This window comes from Marinobacter sp. BSs20148, from assembly GCF_000283275.1.
Classification (GTDB): domain Bacteria; phylum Pseudomonadota; class Gammaproteobacteria; order Pseudomonadales; family Oleiphilaceae; genus Marinobacter; species Marinobacter psychrophilus.
On the sequence record NC_018268.1, the window covers coordinates 3,666,135 to 3,687,515 of the forward strand.

Annotated in this window: 18 protein-coding genes; 10 read left to right on the plus strand and 8 right to left on the minus strand. The window is 55.6% G+C overall.

Annotation, left to right across the window (positions count from 1 at the left end):
- Window positions 1–35 precede the first annotated feature (35 nt).
- Both MRBBS_RS16765 and dauA read right to left on the minus strand, forming a co-directional pair.
- Window positions 36–1,997, minus strand: coding sequence for a CASTOR/POLLUX-related putative ion channel (locus tag MRBBS_RS16765; RefSeq protein ID WP_014872783.1), 1,962 nt, complete (start codon window positions 1,995–1,997; stop codon window positions 36–38).
- A 120-nt stretch (window positions 1,998–2,117) separates the two neighbouring features.
- Window positions 2,118–3,839: a C4-dicarboxylic acid transporter DauA gene (gene dauA, locus MRBBS_RS16770; protein ID WP_014872784.1), complete on the minus strand. Its 1,722-nt coding sequence runs from the start codon at window positions 3,837–3,839 to the stop codon at window positions 2,118–2,120.
- Between the two features lie 111 nt (window positions 3,840–3,950).
- Between dauA and MRBBS_RS16775 the strand changes: the two genes are divergently transcribed.
- Window positions 3,951–4,979, plus strand: coding sequence for a ChaN family lipoprotein (locus MRBBS_RS16775; RefSeq protein ID WP_014872785.1), 1,029 nt, complete (start codon window positions 3,951–3,953; stop codon window positions 4,977–4,979).
- A gap of 8 nt (window positions 4,980–4,987) precedes the next feature.
- Here the strand turns inward: MRBBS_RS16775 and MRBBS_RS16780 are convergent, their stop codons facing one another.
- Complete coding sequence (locus tag MRBBS_RS16780; RefSeq protein ID WP_014872786.1) at window positions 4,988–6,055, minus strand: beta-N-acetylglucosaminidase domain-containing protein; 1,068 nt, start codon at window positions 6,053–6,055, stop codon at window positions 4,988–4,990.
- A 672-nt stretch (window positions 6,056–6,727) separates the two neighbouring features.
- Here MRBBS_RS16780 and MRBBS_RS16785 point away from each other — a divergent pair.
- From MRBBS_RS16785 to MRBBS_RS16795, 3 genes are all read left to right on the plus strand, one after another.
- Window positions 6,728–7,804 (plus strand): TRAP transporter substrate-binding protein, encoded by a 1,077-nt coding sequence (locus MRBBS_RS16785; RefSeq protein ID WP_014872788.1) that lies wholly within the window; start codon window positions 6,728–6,730, stop codon window positions 7,802–7,804.
- Window positions 7,805–7,906: 102 nt separating this feature from the next.
- Window positions 7,907–8,452 (plus strand): TRAP transporter small permease subunit, encoded by a 546-nt coding sequence (locus MRBBS_RS16790; RefSeq protein WP_014872789.1) that lies wholly within the window; start codon window positions 7,907–7,909, stop codon window positions 8,450–8,452.
- Window positions 8,449–9,744 (plus strand): TRAP transporter large permease, encoded by a 1,296-nt coding sequence (locus MRBBS_RS16795; protein WP_014872790.1) that lies wholly within the window; start codon window positions 8,449–8,451, stop codon window positions 9,742–9,744. Before MRBBS_RS16790 ends, MRBBS_RS16795 begins: the two co-directional genes overlap by 4 nt.
- A gap of 52 nt (window positions 9,745–9,796) precedes the next feature.
- Here MRBBS_RS16795 and MRBBS_RS16800 read toward each other — a convergent pair whose 3' ends face one another.
- Together MRBBS_RS16800 and MRBBS_RS16805 are read right to left on the minus strand one after the other, a co-directional pair.
- Window positions 9,797–10,270 carry a Dps family protein gene (locus MRBBS_RS16800; RefSeq protein ID WP_014872791.1) on the minus strand — a complete coding sequence of 158 codons (474 nt, stop codon included), beginning with the start codon at window positions 10,268–10,270 and terminating at the stop codon, window positions 9,797–9,799.
- Window positions 10,271–10,446: 176 nt separating this feature from the next.
- Window positions 10,447–11,889, minus strand: coding sequence for a dihydrolipoyl dehydrogenase (locus MRBBS_RS16805; RefSeq protein WP_014872792.1), 1,443 nt, complete (start codon window positions 11,887–11,889; stop codon window positions 10,447–10,449).
- A gap of 121 nt (window positions 11,890–12,010) precedes the next feature.
- On the opposite strand from MRBBS_RS16805, the gene MRBBS_RS16810 reads away from it, so the two are divergent.
- Window positions 12,011–12,682, plus strand: coding sequence for a LysE family translocator (locus MRBBS_RS16810; protein WP_041635358.1), 672 nt, complete (start codon window positions 12,011–12,013; stop codon window positions 12,680–12,682).
- Here the strand turns inward: MRBBS_RS16810 and MRBBS_RS16815 are convergent.
- Window positions 12,627–13,709, minus strand: a complete 1,083-nt coding sequence (locus MRBBS_RS16815; protein ID WP_014872793.1) for a 3-deoxy-7-phosphoheptulonate synthase — start codon at window positions 13,707–13,709, stop codon at window positions 12,627–12,629. The genes MRBBS_RS16810 and MRBBS_RS16815 overlap by 56 nt on opposite strands.
- A 370-nt stretch (window positions 13,710–14,079) precedes the next feature.
- On the opposite strand from MRBBS_RS16815, the gene MRBBS_RS16820 reads away from it, so the two are divergent.
- Window positions 14,080–14,913: a secretin gene (locus MRBBS_RS16820; protein ID WP_014872795.1), complete on the plus strand. Its 834-nt coding sequence runs from the start codon at window positions 14,080–14,082 to the stop codon at window positions 14,911–14,913.
- A 3-nt stretch (window positions 14,914–14,916) separates the two neighbouring features.
- On the opposite strand, the gene MRBBS_RS16825 is transcribed toward MRBBS_RS16820, so the two are convergent.
- The gene (locus MRBBS_RS16825; protein ID WP_014872796.1) at window positions 14,917–15,441 is read right to left on the minus strand and encodes a molecular chaperone DnaJ; all 525 of its coding nucleotides are present in this window, start codon (window positions 15,439–15,441) and stop codon (window positions 14,917–14,919) included.
- Window positions 15,442–15,697: 256 nt separating this feature from the next.
- On the opposite strand from MRBBS_RS16825, the gene MRBBS_RS16830 reads away from it, so the two are divergent.
- The 4 genes from MRBBS_RS16830 to MRBBS_RS16845 all read left to right on the plus strand — a co-directional run bounded on the left by MRBBS_RS16830 (window position 15,698) and on the right by MRBBS_RS16845 (window position 21,176).
- The gene (locus MRBBS_RS16830) at window positions 15,698–16,825 is read left to right on the plus strand and encodes an efflux RND transporter periplasmic adaptor subunit (protein WP_014872797.1); all 1,128 of its coding nucleotides are present in this window, start codon (window positions 15,698–15,700) and stop codon (window positions 16,823–16,825) included.
- Window positions 16,825–19,926, plus strand: a complete 3,102-nt coding sequence (locus MRBBS_RS16835; RefSeq protein WP_014872798.1) for an efflux RND transporter permease subunit — start codon at window positions 16,825–16,827, stop codon at window positions 19,924–19,926. Before MRBBS_RS16830 ends, MRBBS_RS16835 begins: the two co-directional genes overlap by 1 nt.
- A 6-nt stretch (window positions 19,927–19,932) precedes the next feature.
- Window positions 19,933–20,244, plus strand: a complete 312-nt coding sequence (locus MRBBS_RS16840) for a DUF3301 domain-containing protein (protein ID WP_014872799.1) — start codon at window positions 19,933–19,935, stop codon at window positions 20,242–20,244.
- Between the two features lie 95 nt (window positions 20,245–20,339).
- Complete coding sequence (locus tag MRBBS_RS16845; RefSeq protein ID WP_014872800.1) at window positions 20,340–21,176, plus strand: inositol monophosphatase family protein; 837 nt, start codon at window positions 20,340–20,342, stop codon at window positions 21,174–21,176.
- Here MRBBS_RS16845 and thiS read toward each other — a convergent pair.
- On the minus strand, window positions 21,173–21,373 hold the full coding sequence (thiS, locus tag MRBBS_RS16850; RefSeq protein WP_014872801.1) for a sulfur carrier protein ThiS: 201 nt from the start codon (window positions 21,371–21,373) through the stop codon (window positions 21,173–21,175). The genes MRBBS_RS16845 and thiS overlap by 4 nt on opposite strands.
- Window positions 21,374–21,381: the final 8 nt, after the last annotated feature.

Genomic DNA, 21,381 nt, shown 5'->3' on the forward strand with positions numbered 1-21,381 from the left:
CAGGGTGTAAACGGCCTTGGTAATGACGGCAAGCATTAATCAGATACCTGGCCTGTTAAACACAAAATCACCAGCCGGTCCCCAGGCTTAACATCAAGATAATCCCGCCTCGGCGGGTTTAGTCTCAGATGCCGGCCCGCGGCGTCCGCCTGGTTTCGGTAGATGCCAAGCGCTATTTCGCCCTCTTTCGCCAACGTTCGTTCCAGCAACTGAAAATTAACGCTGGCCGGAAGCGCGTAATCGCCTGGGTCCCGAAACTGAATTTCCGCACCACCCACCGTGAAGAGCTCATCCAAGACCACTCGCAACTCTCGCCTCAGGGCCACCTGAGCCAGAACATGGCTGAGTATCATTGGGCTGATCAGCATTTCGCTGCCGTGGTTGTACAGCAAGTGGCTGTTGTCCGGATCGCTCAGTTCCATGATCAACTGCGGACGCCGTGGTTGATCCGCCAGTACATCTTCCAGTTGTAAATAGCCCACCATGGTGCGGGCGTCGGCTTCTTCGCCGGAGGCCAGGCGATCGCTGCTCAGCAGCATCACTGTGTCGTAGGCCGCTGGCTGCAATTGGCGCAGCTCGGCTTCAACCATGTAATCGGCTTCGATGTGCTGAACGACCATGTCTACCTTTTTCCCCAGATGGCGCCGGGTCAGCTGGTCGCGCTCAGCAGCGCCGACAACCGAAGTCACATCCACTTGAAACGGCCGATAGTGGTAACTCGACAACTCCGCCAGCAGACTGGGTACCCGTCGATTCCAGCCCAACACCAGTATTCTCTGGAGTTTCTGCACCGGCGCGGCGGTCACTATCCTTGGGCTACCACGCTGAATCACGGGTAACGGCAGCAGCTTGGGGTTGAGGTCGGTTTCGGCGTAAAACCGCGCCATCATGATCACCCGGTCGTCTTCGTCAATCACACTGTCTGTTGGCGCCATCAAGCAAACTTTCCACTGTTCACCCTGGCGTTTCAGCAGGCCCAGCACAATCGCCAGCGGACGCTGCGCGGCCACCTCAGCGAGGGTCATGCCTACCATCGTTTCGCCACCGCGCACATACAGTTCGTTGCCGTCGCCAGCGGTGAGCAGTTCGTTATAAATTTCCGACAGGCCTGGATGCAAGATATTCTGCGCCATCAAACGGCTTATGGTGGCATCGCCGGCCACCACTTCTACCGCACCGGGATAGGCTCGTTCGATCACCGGCAATTTTCGCAAGTCCTGAATCTCGGCCACGACATAAGGCAGTGGCACGTTGTATTGGCGTGCCTGAGCGGCAATCGACAGCAGCGCTTTGACGATTTCCACATCCGGCGTTAGCAGGCTGCCGGCGTCTATATGGCCGCTGGGCACAATAACTGCGGCGGCATCCAGACACGCAACCCTATGCAGGGCGTCGGGCTGAATGGGTGAACCGCTGCGCAAAATGATCTGCCGCGCGCGACGGCCGATACCGTGCTCCATGCGTAATTCGTGCACCTGCTCCGCACTGGCATGCTCTGAGAGCACTACTAGATTGAGCCGGCCGGCATCGTGCTTCTCCAGAAACCGGCGCATACGACCTGATGCACTGAGCAATTCCGTCAGCAATGGCAGGGTGTGCCGGCTCCAGCCCAACACCACAATGTGATTTTTCAGCGTGACCGGAGTCAGGCCCCGCTCCAGTTCCTCCATTTTGGCAATCAGCCAGCGGGTGAGGATGGCAACCAAGGTGCCCATAAACACCACATAACCGCTGACGGTAAGCAGGGTAGATACAAAACGCTGCCAAACGCCTACGTCATCCCCCAGATAGCCGGGATCTGTCAGGCGCAAAAACGCCCACCAAACGGCCGCGCCCACACTGTCAAATTTTTGCCCGACCGCCAATACCGCAAGCCCGCCAGCAATCGAAATCAGCGCAATAAAGGCGGCAACCACCAATAGCTGGAAACCCGCACCTTTTACCAACTGGCGCTCAACAACGAACTTAATGCGGTCCACAATTCGGAATGGCAGCATGCAAAACCTTTTTTGCTGTTAGCTGGAGCACTTTTTATCAGAGCGCCGTTTATCAGAGCACAGTTTATCAGAGCTCCATTTGTTGGAGCTCGATTTTATAGCAGGTGATGTTGACAGCGATCAGTGCTCGCCGGCTTGCACCAGAGCATCAGCCAGTGTGTGTGTAAAGCGGCTAACACCGTTTACCGGCGCCACCCCTGCACGAGCCAGAGCTCGCAGTGGCTGGAACTGCAAATCGGCAATAATAATACGAGTACCATCGCGCTCGCAGGCAGCCAGGAGCTTATTCAATGCAGACAGCCCGCCTGCGTCCAGCAAGGTCACGCCATCCATATACAGTATAAAACCACGAGCGTTTTTGGACAGTGCCGCCAGCTCGCCAAAGATGCGCTCGGCGGCGGCAAAGAACAGCGGCCCGTTGATCTTGAACACCTGCCAGCCGGCGGGCAAATTAGCCTGCGTCACCCGCAGGTTGGTGGATATGTCGGTCACCCGTGTCATCCGCGCCATTTCGCGCATGAACAACACCGCTGCCAGCAGAACGCCTGTGGTAATGGCAATCACCATATCCAGCGCCACCGTCAGGCTAAAGCAGGTCAGGAACACCAGAACATCGCCGCGGGGCGCGGTTTTCAGAAGATGCACGGCTTTTGGCGCTTCGCTCATATTCCACGCCACTATCAGCAGCAACGCCGCCATCGCCGGCATTGGCATGTAAGACAGCACCCCTGCCAGCGCTACCAGCGCAAGCACCACCACCAGCGAGTGCACAATTGCAGAAACCGGCGACTCGGCGCCAGCGCGATAGTTGGCGGCCGACCGAGCGATCGCCGCGGTGGCTGTAATACCACCAAAGAAGGGTGCGATTATGTTGCCCAGGCCCTGCCCCAGCAATTCACTGTTGGCGCTGTGGCGCTTACCGGTCATGCCATCCAGCACCACCGCACACAGTAAGGATTCAATCGCGCCCAACATGGCAATGGCAAACGCTGCCGGAATCAGAGCCTGAATCAGATTCCAGGACACCACCAGGGGGCTGCCATCGGCACCGGCCCGCTGCCAGGGCAAAATAAACTCAGGCAAGACCGGAGGAATGCCACTGCCACTGGTTCCATCGGCTAGTAAATAACTGAAACGCGAACCGATGGTATCAATGGAGGCACCCTGGCTGTTCAGCCACAGCGCCAACAAACTACCGACGATTACAGCGGGCAAATGCGGCGGCACCGCTGTTTTCAACCGCGGCCACAGCAGCATGATCGCCAATGTGACACCGGCTACCAGAGTACTCATGGCATCCAGAGAGGGCACAGCTTGAACCAGCGCAGCCAGCTTTCCCCAATAATGCTCGGGCATGGCCGCAATCGGCAAACCGAACAGGTCTTTCACCTGAAGGGTTGCGATCACCACCGCAATACCCCCGGTAAATCCCAGGGTCACCGGCTCCGGTATGTACTCAATAAAGCGCCCCAAGCGCATAACCGCCATAATTAGAAGCAACACCCCGGACATCACCGTGGCTAGCAGCAAACCGCCCAAGCCGTATTCTTGGGCAATGGGATATAGAATCACCACAAAAGCGGCGGTAGGACCGGAAATGCTGTAACGGCTGCCGCCCGTGAGCGCAATCACCACGCCGGCAATAATGGCCGTATACAAACCGTATTGAGGGGCCACACCGCTGGCAATAGCCAGTGCCATGGCCAGCGGAATAGCAATAATTCCCACGGTAATACCGGCCATTACATCTTTTGCAAAACGCCGGGAACTGTAGGGTTCCTGCACGCAGGCTTCGCGGATCGCGTGGCCTGGGCGCAGGGAAAACAAATGACTGCGGGACATAAACAACTTGCCTGTACGAAGGGCTTCGTCCGGCATTATACTCGCTATACAGGCAGATCGTATTCGGAAAACTTATTAGTAGTGTGCTTACCGCAACGGAACTTTGCGCTTATGTCCACAAGCCTTTACAACGTTCGTTACCTGATTGGCGCTTTAGTGTTGGCAATAACCGCCGGCTGCGCGACCTCCCCAACCTCACACAGCACCTTGAAAGCACCGCTAAACCAGTATCAGGCGCAAATAGTTGACCCGAAGTCTGACACCCTGAACACGTTAACCGTAGAACAGTTGGCAAGGCGCTTAGCCGACGCCGATGTGGTGGTCGTTGGCGAATATCACGGCCATCATGCCAGCCATCTGCTTCAAGCTCAGCTACAGTTGGCGCTGTTTCAGCAGCAACCCCAACAGATACTGAGCATGGAGCAATTTGAAACCCATCAGCAGGATGCGCTGAACCAGTATCTGGCAGGCAGCAGCGGCGAAAGCGAAATGATTGAAGACACCGGCGCCTGGGACAATTATCGCGCGTCTTACCGGCCGCTGGTCGAGTTCGCTCTTAGCCATCAATTACCCGTGATCGCTGCCAATGCACCGGGTACCATCGTGCGTTGTGTCGGCCGCGAAGGGCCGCACATTATTGACGATTTATCTCAGGCACAGCGCCAAACCATTGCCCAACAACCGTTTCTGGACACCCCGGCCTACCGGCAACGCTTTGATGACGCCATTGGTGCGAGTCATGGCGGCGGCGGCGACGACGGCGGCGCTATGAAACAGCGGCTGGACAACAGCTACAAAGCACAGCTACTGCGCGACAACACCATGGCCGAACGCATTTTGCAGGCCCGCCGGGATTACCCGGGCCAACAGATACTGCACATAAACGGCATTTTCCACAGCGAACAACGTCAGGGCACGATAGCGTTGCTGCACGCGCGTGCGCCAGAGTTGAACATTAAGGTGATCAGCCCGGTTTTCTGGCCCGAAGATGAAGCCACGCCAGAGTTGTCCGACCATCGTACCAATGGTGACTTCCTGTATTTTCTGCAGCCACTGCCCGACGCTTACAAAAGCGACGACCGTCGCAACCGCGCCATGCGCGAGCGTTTCAGCCAAGCCGAACAGCAACCCTGCAACTGACTAACAGATTATTGGGTCGCTACAACTTCGTTGGTAACGGCGTAGTCGCCAGCCAGCCAGCGCAGTAATTCGTCGGCCGCCGGGTGGTCAAAGCCGTCATAGGTATGCACTAAAGCCTGCTTCCGTTCGTCGGACAGGCGCTCCAGACCGGCGTCTTGCAACACCAACAAATCTGCTTGCAGGCAGTCCGCCAACTCGGTCCCAAGAACTTCCTGCGCGGCTTGATAAAACGCCTTACCGTATTCGTAATCCGGCCCGAGCTGATAACTCTGCGCCAGGGTAATGGCCGGAATGCAGGTCAGCGTTGGCTGTAGCGCCGGATTAATGGCATGGCCGGCGATGTACGCAGCGTTAGCCGCTGGGCGGCCGGTAAAACCGCGCAAGTGCAAGTGGCGCGACATGCGATCGCCATCATTAACCGGGTAGTTGTCCCACAGCAGCGGCTTTCGCCCCAGAAGATCACCCACTCTTTGCAAGTGACCGGGTGAAATCTCCCGCGAACACACTTCCTCGCCGGTCCAGAATATCTGTATGGCGGGGTCCAGCGCCTGTCCCAGCGTTTGTAGATAGTCCACCGGGCGCGGGCCAAACACTCGATCCAACACCGGGTCATCCGAGTAATAGGTCGGGCACACACTGATACGCCGAACCGCGGAGTGTTCGGCAACCCAGTGCACAATATCTGCCTGTGCCTGCGCCGTGTGCGGCCCGCTGCCGTGCATATCGTCAAACAGGATCGCCAGTTCATCCAGCCCCAGCTGGTCAAAAAACGCCAGCTTGCGCGCCAGTGACTGCTGGCCGGCTTCATCAAAATTGTTAAACAGTTCAAACGGGCTCAGGCCCACACCAAAACGCACCCCAGCGGCTTTACAGAAGCTGGCGAAAGCAGCCATTTCTGCGGCAGCCTGTGGCGGATGTGGCTCCCGCCAGCGCCGCCTTAAAAATGCATCGGCCTTGGGCGCATAAAGATAAAAACCGTAACCGTGGGGCGCCAGCCTGTGCACCAACTGCCGGCGCTGCTCCCAACTCCACAGCGGGCCATAGAAGCCCTCAATAATTCCCAGCTCTGCTGCCATAACCAATCTCCCTGCGGCTGCCTGCGTTGAACCCGACGCTTGTAATGAATGATGAACACATCGTATAGCGCGGACAAGGTAACCGTATAGCTGAGCCGTATTGCCAAAACGCAAAGCAGACTACTATAAGCCGAATCCGTGACGAGACCGCCCAGCCGCAGATGCCATTCTGCTCGCACTGGCTGTCTGTCATGGCCTTTTTACCTACAAATTTCCGTACAGCTTATTCGTTCTGGGCTGTTTCTCGATATTTTCTCTGGCCATGGCAGGGCGCCTGAACTGGCTGGCCAACGGCCCCTTGCTCTGGCTCGGAGGGCTTTCTTACAGCCTCTATTTAATACATTAAAATATTGGCTACGGGGTTATTAGCTGGAGCTACAACGCAGACATGCCCGGCTGGTTCGGTGTCTGCCTTGCTCTTGGCATCGTTCTGCTTTTCGCCTGGCTGAGCCATTACAGCGTTGAAAAAACCGCTTTGCGACGGTTCAGGGCGTGGCACTCGCAAACCCGCGCGAACACTGGCCGGGCCGTTACAGCATCTAAGACCTATGTCTAACGCCTTACGTTTTTCGTTCCACCGATTAAAAATAACTGATAGCGTGCAGCAGTTTTACTGTGTTTGTAACAGAACGCAGACTTAGCGCAAAAAAATTATAAAAGGATCCAAAAACAATGATGATTCGTTCCATTTTCTCCGCGGCAATACTCGCGGTGGCAACGACCTTTGCCCCTACACACGCACTGGCTCAGGACACATTTACTTTAACGCTGGCAGAAACCTGGGGACCTAACTTCCCGATTTTCGGTGACGCCACGAAAAACATGGCTGCCATGGCCGAGAAAATGTCAGATGGCCGTCTAAAAATTCGGGTCGATTCCGCTAACAAGCACAAGGCCCCGCTGGGCGTGTTTGATATGGTAAGGGCCGGACAATATGACATGGGTCATTCCGCCTCCTACTACTGGAAAGGCAAAGTACCCAACACCCTGTTCTTCACCAGCATGCCATTTGGCATGACAGCACTTGAGCAGTACGCCTGGTTTTACTACGGCGACGGTATGGATCTGATGCAGGAAGTCTATGAGCCTCTCGGACTGAAGTCATTCCCGGGCGGCAATACCGGCGTTCAGATGGGCGGTTGGTTCCGCAAGGAGATCAAATCTGTTGAGGACCTGCAAGGTCTGAAGATGCGGATTCCCGGTTTCGCCGGTGAGGTATTTGCCGAGGTGGGCGTAAACCCGACCAACATCGCTCCGGGCGAGCTTTACACTGCGCTAGAGCGGAACACCATCGATGCCGTTGAGTGGGTTGGTCCAGCCTTGGACCTGCGTCTGGGTTTCCAACAGATTGCTGACTACTACTACACCGGCTGGCACGAGCCTGCGACCGAGCTGCAGTTCCTGGTCAACCAGAAAGTCTGGGACGAGCTGCCGGCAGATCTTCAGGAAATTCTGCGGATTTCCATGCGTACCGCAGCCTATGACATGCTGATCCAGTCGCAGCATGAAAACGCCAAGGCTTGGGCAAGCATCAAGAGCGAGTACCCGAACGTTCAGATCAAGAATTTCCCGGACGATGTGTTCCAAGCCATGTACAAGGCTAACAACAAATTGCTGGCAGAGGCTGCGGCCGGTGATGAGCTTGCGGCGAAGATTATCAAGTCCCAGGAAGACTATCTCAAGGATTCACGCGCTTACACAGACATTTCCGAGCGTGCATACCTAAACACCATGGGCACAGTCGAGTAAGATACAAGTCGTAATGGAGCCGGGATCGCTCTGAAGGCGACCCCGGTTTTTTTTGTTTATAGAGATAGAAGGATCGCCAGCCTTTCTGGCGGAGGATTATGAATGCAGTGGATCATAAAGCTTGATGAGGGCTTGGCGCGCTTGTCCAATTTCTGCGGATGGGTTGCCTGTGTCGCAATGCTGCTGATGGCCGGTAACGTTTTTTACGACGTTGTTGCCCGTTACGCGTTCAACGAAGTGTCTATCGGGATGCAAGAGATGGAATGGCACCTCTACTCGGTGGTCTTCCTGTTTGGTATTCCCTATGCCCTGCGCACAGACGGCCATGTTCGGGTTGACGTGCTTTATACGAAATGGAGCAACAAAACCAAGGCATGGGTGAACCTGACAGGCGCTCTGATATTTGTCGTGCCATTCGCCTATTTGATTGGCCTTTACGGCTACGATTTCGCGCTAGACTCCTACAGTATGGGTGAAGGCAGCGGTGACCCTGGTGGCCTGCCCTATCGCTGGATTATCAAAGCCGTGATTCCAGTCTCAGCGTTTTTTATCGCCATGGCGGGCCTCAACATGGCAACCTTCGCCCTTCGGGTTATGTCTGGTGAAAAACAATACGAAGGTGAACACAGCGCGGGAGGACTCGCATGATTGGCATGATTATGTTCGCTGTTGCCCTCGTCATGCTGATGCTGGGTTTCCCTGTCGCTTTCACCTTTGGCGGTCTTGCTTTGTTCTTTGGTGTGTTTGCAGAAGGCATGGATCTGTTTGCCTTTATGCCTTATCGCATCATGAGCGTTATGCAGAATACTGTTCTGATGGCTGTGCCCCTGTTCATCTTCATGGGCGTCGTCCTGCAGCGTACACGCCTGGCCGAACAGTTGCTTACCTCCATGGGGCGTCTGTTTGGCGGCCTGCCGGGTGGCCTGGCCATCTCTACTATTCTAGTGGGCGCCCTGCTTGCAGCTTCCACCGGCGTTGTGGGCGCCAGCGTGGTGGCGATGGGCCTGATTTCCCTGCCGGTCATGATGGCTCACAACTACGACAAGCGCTTGGCAACCGGCACCATCTGTGCGGCGGGTACGCTGGGCCAGATCGTTCCACCGTCGATCATTCTGATTATTCTGGGCGATGTGCTCGGGCTGCCAGTCGGCGATCTGTTCAGGGCCGCCGTCGGACCGGGCATGGTTCTTATTGGGCTCTATATTGTTTATATCCTGATCATGACCCGCTTCAAGCCTGAAACGGCTCCGGCCATGCCTGAGGACAGCAGCATTTCCCGTAAAAAGGAAGTTATGAATGCGCTGCTGGCGATCATCCCGCCGTTAGCACTGATTGTCATTGTGCTTGGCTCGATTTTTACCGGCATTGCGACACCCACAGAATCCTCAGCACTGGGTGGTGTTGGCGCTATTGTTCTTGCCATAATCTACCGGCAGTTCTCATTCCAGATGGTTTGGGGTGCGTCGAAAGATACGGTCAAAGTGACGGCCATGGTGTTCGCCATCCTGGTCGGTGCAACGGCCTTCTCTATGGTCTTCAGCTACACCGGCGGCGATTACCTGCTGGAAGAGTGGATGCTGGCGCTGCCGGGCGAGAAATGGGGCTTTATCATTCTGGCCATGCTGGTGATTATGGTGCTGGGTTTCTTCATCGATTTTGTCGAAATCTCCTTCATCATCGTACCCATTCTGGCGCCGGTGGCCGAAGCCTTGGGCATCAACATGCTCTGGTTTGCCATTCTTATCGCCATGAACCTGCAAACCAGCTTCCTGACCCCACCTTTCGGGTTCTCTCTGTTCTACTTGAGGGGGGTCGCACCACCGGAAGTGCGAACGATCGACATCTACAAGGGGGTGCTTCCGTTCATCCTCCTGCAGGTGTTTGTGCTGGCACTGATTGTGATTTTCCCCGAGTGGTTCGGCATGAGTTCCTCTTACTAGCGGATAAAAAAATGGCGGCCATATGGCCGCCATTTTTAACTTTTACCAAGGCTTACTGGCCCAGATAGCTGCGGTACATCCACAAGGTTTTTTCCTGTTCGGCAATGTAATCACTCATCAGCGACGCGGTGCCTTCATCGTCGGCGTCGTTGGCCAAGCTCAACAGTTCGCGCTGCTTGCCAATCAATTTTACAAAGCTTTCTGTTATGTTCTGCACGGCGTCTTTGCCGTTAGACACGTCTTTACGCTCAGGGATGTCAGACCGCTCCATGTAGGTGCTGTAGGCGTGGGCGGGGTGGTGGCCCAAAGTCAAAACACGCTCGGCAATTTCATCAATCTTCAGCAGCAGCGCGTCGTACTGTTCTTCAAATTTAACATGCAACTCAAAGAAGTTATCGCCTTTGATGTTCCAGTGATAACCACGCACGTTCATGTAAAAAATTTGATAGTTAGACAGCAAGTCGTTTAACGAATCCGCCAGCTTCTGAGTTTTCGTAGTATCCAAACCAAGAAAATTCTTACTCATATTCGTCTCCTTGACGTTCGATGACATTAACACTATTGTGGCGCCGCGCGCGGCAAAGCGGAAGTTTAACGAGTTGATCGCCGCCATAGGGCTAGACTTGGGCCCGCTTCAAGTTAATTTCAAGGCCATGTGGCACCCAAGCTCCATAACAAACATTTATCTAGACCGGCCAAATGTTATACGCCCGGACCGCAGTCCATGCAGTTACTATCAGCAGCAGGGCCCATACTGAGTTTACGGCTCAAGTCCTGTAAGGCACTGCGCAGACCTTCTTCAATCACCGGGTGATAGAACGGCATTTCGAGCATTTCACTTACCGTCATTCGGCGCTGAGCCGACCAGGCCAGCAAATGGGCAATGTGCTCGGCGGCAGGGCCAAACATCTCGGCGCCCATAAACAAACCGCTGCCGTGTTCGCCGTACACTCTCAGCAGCCCGCGGTTTTTACCAATCACCCGGCTGCGGCCCTGATCTTCAAAACTGGCGTCACCCACCGCGTAATGGCCGCGGCAACGTTCATCCACCTGCTGTATTGTCAGCCCCACCGAAGCGATCTGGGGGTCGGTAAACACCACCGCCAGCGGCACTTTGCGCAAACCTGCGCGAACATCCGGGTAACGGCCGGCGTTGTCGCCAGCAATACGGCCTTCATCAGCGGCTTCGTGCAGCAAAGGCGTTTCGTTGTTAACGTCACCAACGATGAATATATGGCTGTCACCACAGCGCAGAGTGTAACCGTTGAACACCGGTATGCCCTGGTCGTCCAATTGCAGATCCGCGTTTTGTATGTCCAGCCCGTCAATATTCGGGCGCCGACCGGTAGCTGCCAGCAGGCAGTCAAATTCTTCGGTCACGATCTTACCGCCGGCGGTTTTAAAGCTTATGGAGACACCCTCGGCACTGCGCGCAACTGCCGTGACATCGGCGTCGGGATCCAGCGGGAACTCGCGGTTAAAGGTTTTTAGCGCGTAGTCCCGCAACAGAGGATCTTGCAGCGACCCCAGGCTTCCACCCACGCCAAACATGCGAATGCGCACGCCCAGCCGAGCCAGTGCCTGGCCCAACTCCAGGCCAATGACTCCGGGACCAAATACCGCCGCCGAGGCCGGTAAATCATGCCAGTCGAACAGATCGTCATTGACCACCAGGCGGTCTCCGGCTTCTTTCAAAAACCCGGGAATATGGGGGCGCGAACCGGTCGCTATGACGATGCGCTCAGCTGTCACTTCGGTATGGTCACCCACCATTAACCGGTGCGGCGATGCAAAACGCACATTGCCGTGCAGCCGATCTTGCTCGGGATAGTTTTCTGCAGACTTAACCACCGATGCAACAAACCGATCCCGCTCCGATCGCACCCGAGCCATTACCGCCTCACCATCAACCGCAACGGTGGGGCAGGTTATTCCGAAAAGGCCTGAACTGCGGGCTGCGTGAGCCGCATCGGCGGCGGCGATCAGCAGCTTGCTGGGCATACACCCTACCCGGGCGCAAGTTGTTCCGTATTGCTTGCCTTCAATTAGCAACACGCTATCGGTATGTTTACGCGCCCGCTGGTAGGCAACCATACCGGCGGTGCCGGCACCAATAATGGCCACCTTAACCTTTCGCTGTTTCATAGCTGCCTCTTTAAGTGCGTATCTTGAACACTCACTATAGCAGCCGTTTGTATTTGGCATGTCGATGCGTTGTGTTTCACAATACCGGCCTCTTACCAGATCCACACAAGGAGCCCGTGGCATGAACACGTTCTGGCCAGAATTTCTGATCGTCGTTCTAGTGCATTTTCTGGCGGTCGCCAGCCCCGGACCCGACTTCGCGGTTATGTTGCGCCAGGCATTGTGCCAAACCCGCGCAAACTCGCTGTTAACGGCCGCAGGCATAGGCGCGGGGATTTTAGTGCATGTGGCTTATTCACTGTTGGGCATAGGGCTGCTTATTCAGCAATCGGTGCTGCTGTTCAGCATTTTGAAAGTTATTGGTGCTCTGTATCTGACGTGGATTGCCTTGCAATGCCTGCGTGCCAAGGCCGAAGGGGTTTACGTGGAGGCTGCAAAAGCACCGCACCAAAGCCGCCTGGCGGCGCTGCGCCTGGGCTTTCTGACGAACGCGCTCAACCCCAAAGCCACGCTCTTTTTTGTCTCGCTGTTTTCGGTGATTATCAGCCCCGGCACGCCGGTTCTTGTACAAACCGGCTATGGCCTGTACATGGCTTTGGCCACTTTTTTTTGGTTTAGCCTGGTGACTGTGTTCTTTAGCCAACCAAGGGTGCGCAGGGGCTTTAACCGTTTCGGTCATTGGCTGGACCGACTGATGGGCGGCGTGCTGCTGCTTTTGGCCGGTCAGTTATTGCTGTCTACAGTGAGCGGATCAGAGCCTCTGTCTGCTCCCACCCCAGGCACGGATCGGTAATCGAGCAGCCGTATTGAAGGTCAGCACCGTCGTTCTGGCGGCCCGGCTGTAAAAAGCTTTCCAACATTAGCCCACAAATGTGGCGATTGCCGGCGAGCCGTTGGGCGACCACATCGCGGGCTATCTCCTGCTGGCGCTCGTGTTGCTTGCAGGCGTTATCGTGGCTGCAGTCCACCATCACCGCCGGATTCAGGCCTGCCTGCTGCAGCTCATGGGTCGCGCGGGCAATGCTGTGACTGTCGTAATTGGTGATACCGCGACCGCCGCGCAAAACCAGATGGGTGTCAGCGTTGCCCTCTGTAGAAATCATTACCGGCGTGCCTCTGGCAGACAGCCCGGGATGATGGTGGCCGTGGGCCGCGGACTTCATGGCATTGGTGGCCGCCGCGATGCCGCCATCGGTGCCATTTTTAAAACCCACCGGCATTGGCAAGCCGCTGGCCATTTCGCGATGCAGCTGCGACTCAGTGGTGCGGGCACCAATGGCCGTCCAGCTCACCAGGTCCCCCAGGTAATCCATAGCAAACGGGCTCAGCGCTTCCGTGGCTAGCGGCAGGCCGGTGGCCGCCAGATTCAGCAACAATTGCCGCGAGCGTTCCAAGCCTTGATGCAAATCACCCTGCCCGTTGCGCTCAGGATCGTATAACAAACCTTTCCAGCCAACTGTGGTGCGGGGTTTCTCCAAGTAAGCGCGCATCACAATCAACATACGGTCACTAACATCCGCCGCAAGCTGTTTCAGCCTTTGCGCGTATTCCAGTGCGGCCACCTCGTCGTGAATGGAACATGGCCCGATCACTACCAGCAGGCGGTTGTCCGCTCCACTGAGGATATTACGAATCGCCTGGCGCTGATGTTCAACCTGTGCCTCAAGTTTCGCCACTAGCGGAAAATTCCCGCGCAACTGATCAGGCGTGGGCAAAGCCACCTCGCGGCGACGGGCTGGGGTAATTTTTACCGCATGTTCTACGTCGCTTTTTACGGCATTCTCTATCGGATTCTCAACAGCACTTAATGGCATATTCATGGCGGTGTGTCCGTTTCCCTGTTCCAAAATCAAAAAACCCCGGCTGGGCTACCAGTCGGGGTTTTTGAGTCCGGTGGCAGCCTGGGTGGTCTGCCGGGCTGCCTTCCTCGTTGTTCGGTGATGAAGATCTAAGGGCGGCCCGGGGTCCGGCTAAAATAAAAGCCATAGTCGCGCCACCAAAACGAAACAGCCACCACTGCAGATAACGGTTCGCTACCGAAAGCTTGCTGAACATTTAATTGGCAAATTGCTGGCTGAGTCTTCATGCTTTTTACTATAACCGGCCTGTTTTCAACTTGGCAACCACTTATGCAAAGTTTTTATCTGGCGCTGTCAATAGCAGGCACCTGCCCAAACCGCGGAGTACTCCATGAATTGTCCCCGTATTTCCCGACTCACAGCGCCAAACGTAATGGCGCTGTTTATTACGTTTCTCCTGTTTTTGGTTTCAGCCAATGCATTTGCGGCCAGCCAAAGCCGGGCTTACAGCCTGAACCAACGCCCGGCTGCTGATGTGGCCGCGCAAATTCGCGATCTTTACGAAGAAGTGAATGTCACCGTTGTCGGGCAGAAAATTGTAGCTCGCGGGGAGACTCGCCTACTGGACGAGATCGGTCAGATTATTCAGCAACTGGACGTTGCTACGGCACAGCTTCGCATCAGCGTGCAGTCTCGGGAAAATCTCGGCGGTAAACATAGCGGTGGCGGCGTCAATCTGACTCAAAATAACACGTCAAGTAATCGCAACATCATTAATAGCAATACAGTCACCATCAATGCGCAGAGCAAAACGATCAGATCATCCGGCAATCGCGAGCGCTCATTAATTGTGCAAGACGGGCAATCGGCTCAGGTCAGTGCCGGCCAGATTCGCAGTTTGCCGTTCGCGGCCCGTGGCGGCCGAAATCCAGCTGTATTGTTGCAGCTGGTGGAAACCCGCAGCGGCTTTGTGGTAACTCCGCGGATGATTTCACCGCAGAATATAGAACTCAGTATTATGTCGTTTGAGCAAGACGCCCCTGCCATGCCGGGTTATGACACGGAAGCGCTAATGACCATTCGCCAGGTTCAACCCGGGCAGTGGGTTTCTCTGGGTGGTGTTGACCGCAGCGAAAGCCACGAAAATTCCGGCATTGTGTACCAAGTTAATAGCAGTGAAAATCGCACCAGCGAGATTCGCGTGCGGGTGGACATTCTGCCCTAAGCCTCAGGTTTTGGCCCCACGCAGTAGAACACGTTTTGCCTCGTTAACTTTGGCTGCCAGATAGTCGTTGCCGCCGCGATCGGGGTGGATTTTTTGCATCAGCCGGCGATGGGCCATCACAATGTCATCGCGGTTGCACTCTGGCTCCACTCCAAGAATCTCGCAGGCTTCGCGCTCGCTGACCTGCCCGGCCACATCAGCACCTGTCCGCTGGCGCTCCTCGCCGTCAGTGCCACTCTGATTATTGCGGCCTTGGCCATTGCCCGCCTGACCATTAAGAGTGCGCTGAATAAAGGGCAAGTATTTCAACAGCGCTGGCAGCTTTCTCAGCAAAGGCAGCAAAGCGGCAACAGCGGCTGTCAAAACGTGAATGCGCCCAGTCAACACCATCAGCAGCAACAGTCCGCCACCGCCGATAAGAATGGCTTTCCAGGTGGCCGCTTTTTTCTTTTCTGGCGACAAAGTCCCCCATTGCCGCAACACCACAAACAGCCCGGCGGCCAAGGCAATTCCCAAAATCCAGTGCATGCGCTAATCCCCATGGTAACGTCGGCCGTAATTCTGTCATCAACGGCCAGTACAAAGCCAGATAGGACATCGTTTCAGTATCGTTTCAGCGGTGCCTTGCAAGCATCACCGACCTTATAAGTCTATTCATAAAAGCAGATGAACGTTTCAGCGACTTTCATAGGATGCTATACTTCTTCGCTTAACTTAATTTCCCCCACCGCTGCCATGCCTGTGCGATTATGGAGCGTAATCTGAATTATCAAGGTCTGTCATCATGCGCACTGCTTTTCGCTTCGTTATTGTTACTGTTTTTCTCGGCGTCGTTCTTGGCGGTATTTTCGGATACAAATTCTGGCAAACTGGCCAAATGCAGGCACAAATGTCACAACCGCAGCCGCCGGCGGAAATCTCGGTGGTGCAATCGCAGACTGAGCAGTGGACACCGGCCGTGAAAGCCGTCGGCAGCATTGTCGCGGTGAATGGCATTGATGTGGCCAATGAAGTGCCAGGCGTTATCCAGCAGATCAACTTTGAATCCGGCGACCTTGTCAGCAAAGGCGACGTGCTGATTCGCCTAGACGCCGCCATTGAAGAAGCGGCCCTCCGCACCCGCGGCGCCGAGGCCCAACTCGCCCGCCAAGAGTTCCAGCGCATTGCCGATCTGTTGCCGAAACGCGCGGTATCGCAGTCGCAGTATGATCAAGCCAAGGCTAACTACGATGCCGCCAACGCCCGTGTGAACGAAGCCGAAGCCCAGCTCAGTAAAAAAGTAATTCGCGCACCTTTTGACGGCACCTTGGGTATTCGCCTGGTAGATCAGGGGCAGTACATTGGCACCGGCACGCCGATTGTTGAAATCAACATGCTCGACCCTATTTACGCCGATTACACCCTGTCGGAAAAGAATCTACCTGACGTAGCCGTGGGCTATGCAGTAGTGGCCACCGTTGCTGCGGCACCAAATACTGAATTCAAAGGCACCGTCAGCGCCATCAATACGTCGGTGAACGCCGACACCCGCAGTGTGCGCATTCGCGCTACCCTTGCCAACCGCGACCAACGGCTGCGCCCGGGCATGTTTGCCACGGTGAGTACGCGTCAACCTGACGACATAACCGTAGTGACCGTGCCGCGCACCGCAATTTCCTACAATACCTATGGCGATTTCGCCTTCGTAGTAGAAGACAATGACCAAGGCCAAAAAGTGGTCACACGTCGCAGTGTTCGCTCGGGTGATGCCCGTGAAAACAGGGTTGCGGTTCTTGAGGGCCTGAAAGCGGGCGAAACGGTGGTCTCCAAGGGCCTGCTGCGACTGCGCTCGGGCCAGCCCGTGAAAATTCAGGACGACAGTGACAACGCTGAAAAGAACGCCAGCCAGGGTCAACAGGGGGCGTCTGAATAATGCGTTTCACCGACATATTTATCCAGCGCCCGGTGCTGGCAATCGTCATAAGCCTGCTGATTATGCTGCTGGGTGTTCGCGCGGCCATGGACCTGGAAATACGCCAGTACCCGCAGCTGGAAACCACCACCGTCACCGTCTCTACCGCTTATCCAGGCGCCAGCTCAGACCTGATTCAAGGCTTTATCACTACGCCACTTCAACAGGCCATCGCTGAATCAAGCGGTATCGACTATCTGATTTCGACCAGTGCCCAGGGCTCTTCAACCATAGCAGCCCACATGAATCTAAACTACGACGCCAATGCGGCCCTTGCCGAGATTCAGTCGAAAGTGGCAAGCCAACGTAACGTGTTGCCGACCGAAGCCCAAGACCCTGTCATTAGCTCCAGCACCGGCGACTCCACTGCACTGATGTACATCGCGTTTTACAGTGAAGGCGAATTAAGCGTACCGCAAATTACCGACTATTTAACCCGGGTTGTGCAACCCCAATTGCAAGCGCTGAGCGGCGTCGGTAAGGCTCAGTTGCTCGGACGCACATTTGCTGTGCGGGTATGGCTGGACCCGGAACGCCTGGCTGCGGTGAACATGACCCCGGTAGAGGTTGTCGATCAGTTGCGTGCGAATAACTATCAGGCCGCGGTTGGCACCACCAGAGGTGAGTTTACCGAGGTAGCGCTGACCAGCAACACCGACATTGCCGACCCTGAAAATTTCAAACAACTTGTGGTAAAACAGAAAGACGGCACCCAGATCCGCTTGCAGGACATTGCGCGGGTTGAACTGGGCGCGCAATCTTACGACCAACTCGCCATGTATAAAGGCATCCCGGCTACCTTCACCGCCATTGAGCTAGCCCCCGGCGCTAACCCGCTAACCGTGGCCAAGCTGGTGAAAGATGAACTACCGGGTATTCGCAGTCAGGTGCCCGCAGGCCTCGAGGTTCAGCTGGCCTACGACGGCTCACAGTTTATAGAGGACTCCATCAGTGAAGTGATCAAAACCCTGGCCGAAGCGATGGTGATTGTCTTGATCGTCGTGTTTTTATGCTTGGGTTCTGTGCGCGCCTCTATCGTTCCCGCCATTGCGGTTCCACTATCGTTGGTAGGCGGTGTGTTTATAATGCTGCTGTTTGGCTTCTCGCTGAACCTGCTGACACTTCTTTCAATGGTGCTCGCAATCGGCTTGGTGGTGGATGACGCCATCATCATGGTAGAAAACATTCACCGGCACATTGAAAACGGCGAATCACGATACGATGCGGCGATCCATGGCGCCCGTGAAATGGCCGTTCCCATTATCGCGATGACAACAACCCTGGTGGCGGTGTATGCGCCCATCGGCTTTATGGGGGGCCTTGTAGGCTCACTGTTCACCGAGTTCGCCTTTACTCTGGCTGGCACCGTGGTGATTTCCGGGATTGTAGCCTTGACCCTGTCGCCCATGCTGTCAGGAAAAGTTCTTAAACCCCACGGCGATCCCGGCAAATTCGAACACCTGGTAGAGCGCACCTTCCAGGGCATTGCCAATGGTTATTCCACGGCCCTTGTGTCGCTGATGAAAACCAAGTCGGTGGTGGTGTTTTTTGCCTTGGCGATATTGTGCTCAATCTACTTTATGGTCACCATGAGCCAGAATGAACTGGCGCCGACCGAAGATCAGGGCATTTTGTTCTACCAGGGTCTGGGCCCCCAAACCTCCACCCTCGACTATTTGCTCGAAAACGGGAAAGAAGTTCAGGATCGGTTATCGACAGTCGACGGCTATTACGAAGACTTTATGGTTCTGGGCTTCACTGCGCCAAACGCGGTGTTTGGCGGACTAAAAATGAAGCCCTCGGCAGAGCGCGACATAACCCAGTTTGAAGTGCAGCCTAAAATGACCGCCGAACTGAACAAAGTGACCGGTCTGCAAACGGCGGTGTTCGCGCCACCCGCCCTACCCGGTTCTGGCGGCGGTCTGCCATTCCAGTTTGTGGTGACCACCGGTGGCAGTTACGAGCAATTGAACAGCGTTGCCGACGAACTGGTAGGCGCGGCCATGCAAAGTGGCAACTTCCTGTTCCTGCGCACGTCCATCAGCTTTGACAAGCCGGTTACCCGCATCGATGTGGATCGTGATCGGGCAGCAGACCTGGGCCTGTCGATGAGAGACGTTGGCCAGCAGCTGAGCAGTATGCTCGGCGGCGGTTACGTTAACCGTTTCAATATGGAAGGCCGCTCCTATCAGGTTATTCCTCAAGTGGATCGAAACTTCCGCACAGACGAACAGGCTCTGAAGGATTACTACATTCGTGCTGACAACGGCGCACTGGTGCCCTTGTCCAGCGTGGTGTCTTTCAGCCGCGACGTCGAACCGTCGAGCCGTACCCAGTTCAACCAACAAAATTCACTGACCCTTGAGGGCGTGGTTTCGCCCGGTGTGGCCTCTGGCACCGCCATGGACTTCATGGAGCAGACGTCGGCGGACATATTCCCGCAGGGCTTTGGTTTTGACTACAAGGGCGAAACCCGTCAGCAAGCAAAACAGGGCAACGCTTTGATGGTGACTTTCTTACTGTCGCTCTTGGTGATTTATCTGGTGCTGGCGGCGCAGTTTGAAAGCTGGCGTGACCCGTTGATCATTTTGATCTCGGTGCCCATGTCGGTGGCCGGCGCCATGGCGTTTATTGTGATGGGCTTTGCTACCATGAACATCTACACCCAGGTAGGCCTGATTACTCTGATAGGCGTGGTGTCGAAGAACGGAATATTGATTGTGGAGTTCGCCAACCAGCTGCAAAAAGTTAAAGGCCTGAATAGACTGGATGCCGTGGTGGAAGCCGCATCCATTCGTTTACGGCCTATTATTATGACGTCACTGGCGCTGATCTTCGCGATGGTACCGCTGCTGCTGGCATCCGGACCGGGCGCTCAAAGCCGCTTCGCGATCGGCCTGACTATTACTGCCGGGCTGGGCATTGGTACTTTGCTCACTGTGTTTGTACTGCCAGCGTTTTACGTGCTGCTGGCGAGGGACCACAACGCCGCCAGCAAAGACAAGCATGAGGATGACAATGGAGAATATCGCGATCACCCCAACCACGCTCCAGCCAGCTAATTCGCATTGACGCTGCTCAATCTGTTTTGGCTGTTTGTTCTTGGCTTTGCTACCTGGTATTGGTGGCGGGCCAAGGCCATTAAAGATGGCGTGCTGGTTGCGGCCAAGCGCTACTGCAAAACCATGGATGTGATGCTGCTGGATGACGTTGTATACCTGCGCGGCGTGTGGGTAAAACGCGACAACGGCGGACAGCTGCGGGTTTGGCGGCGCTTCATGTTTGACTTCACCACCACCGGCGAAGAACGTTATAGCGGCCGCATTATTATGCTGGGGCGGCAAATTGTTCACACGGAGCTGGAACCACACCGGATCTGAGCACCGCTTTACGAAAAACCTTGATGTGCGCGGGGCGACCCACAGACAACATGCTAATTCAATGCGTTCATCTGTTTCAACGGCCAGGAGGCGCCATGTCTGATTCTGTTTTCCTGCACGAAATCACCGATTTTGCCCAAGCCCTGGCCCTTGAAGCCGGAGAGCTGATTCGCCACGAGCGCGATCACAACACCCTGCGTACCGATTACAAACAGCAAACCGAGCTGGTGACCCACGCCGATATAATGGCGGATGAGTTTATTACCGGTGCCATCCGTAAACGCTTTCCGGAACATCGCATTCTGTCGGAAGAAACCATGCCCGACCTGACTCAGGCCGAGCACATCGATACACCGCTGTGGGTGATTGACCCGATCGATGGCACCGTGAACTACGCCTACGGCCACCCACAAGTAGCCGTTTCCATCGCCTACGCCGAGCGCGGCCAAGTACAGGCAGGCATTGTGCACGCACCCTTCGCCGGCCAGAACGGCAAAGGTGAAACCTTCCGCGCTACCCGCGGTGATGGGGCAACCTTAAACGGCCAGGCGATCCGCCACAGCAACGCCAGCGAACTGCGCCAGGCACTGTTTGCCACCGGTTTCCCTTACACAAAAGACGCGCTGGAACCGCTGTTAAAGCGGTTGGATGCGATGATTCACCAATGCCGTGATTTGCGCCGAATGGGTTCTGCCGCTCTGGATATATGCTGGGTGGCCTGCGGCCGGTTAGACGTGTACTACGAAAATGTCAGCCCTTGGGATTTTGCCGCCGCAAGGCTGATAGCCATAGAGGCCGGCGCCCATGCCGGACACTTCGGCGAGGTACCCGAAAATCAACCGGCGGACTTATGGGGCAAAGATATACTGATTAGCTCGCCCAAGCTGTGGCTGCCTGTGCGAGAGATTTTGCGGAAAGCGTCGGGTTATTAACCGCCACCAATGGCGCGTACCACTTCTATCTGATCGCCCTCAGCCAGTGCCGTGTCTGCGTGCTGGCTGAGCGGCACTATGTCTTCGTTCAATTCAATCGCCAGGCGCTTGCCCACCAAGCCCAGATGCTCGATTAAGGCACCCACGGTAGCGCCAGCTGGCAGCGCCATTGGCTCGCCGTTCACTGTTAACTTCATAGCCGTTA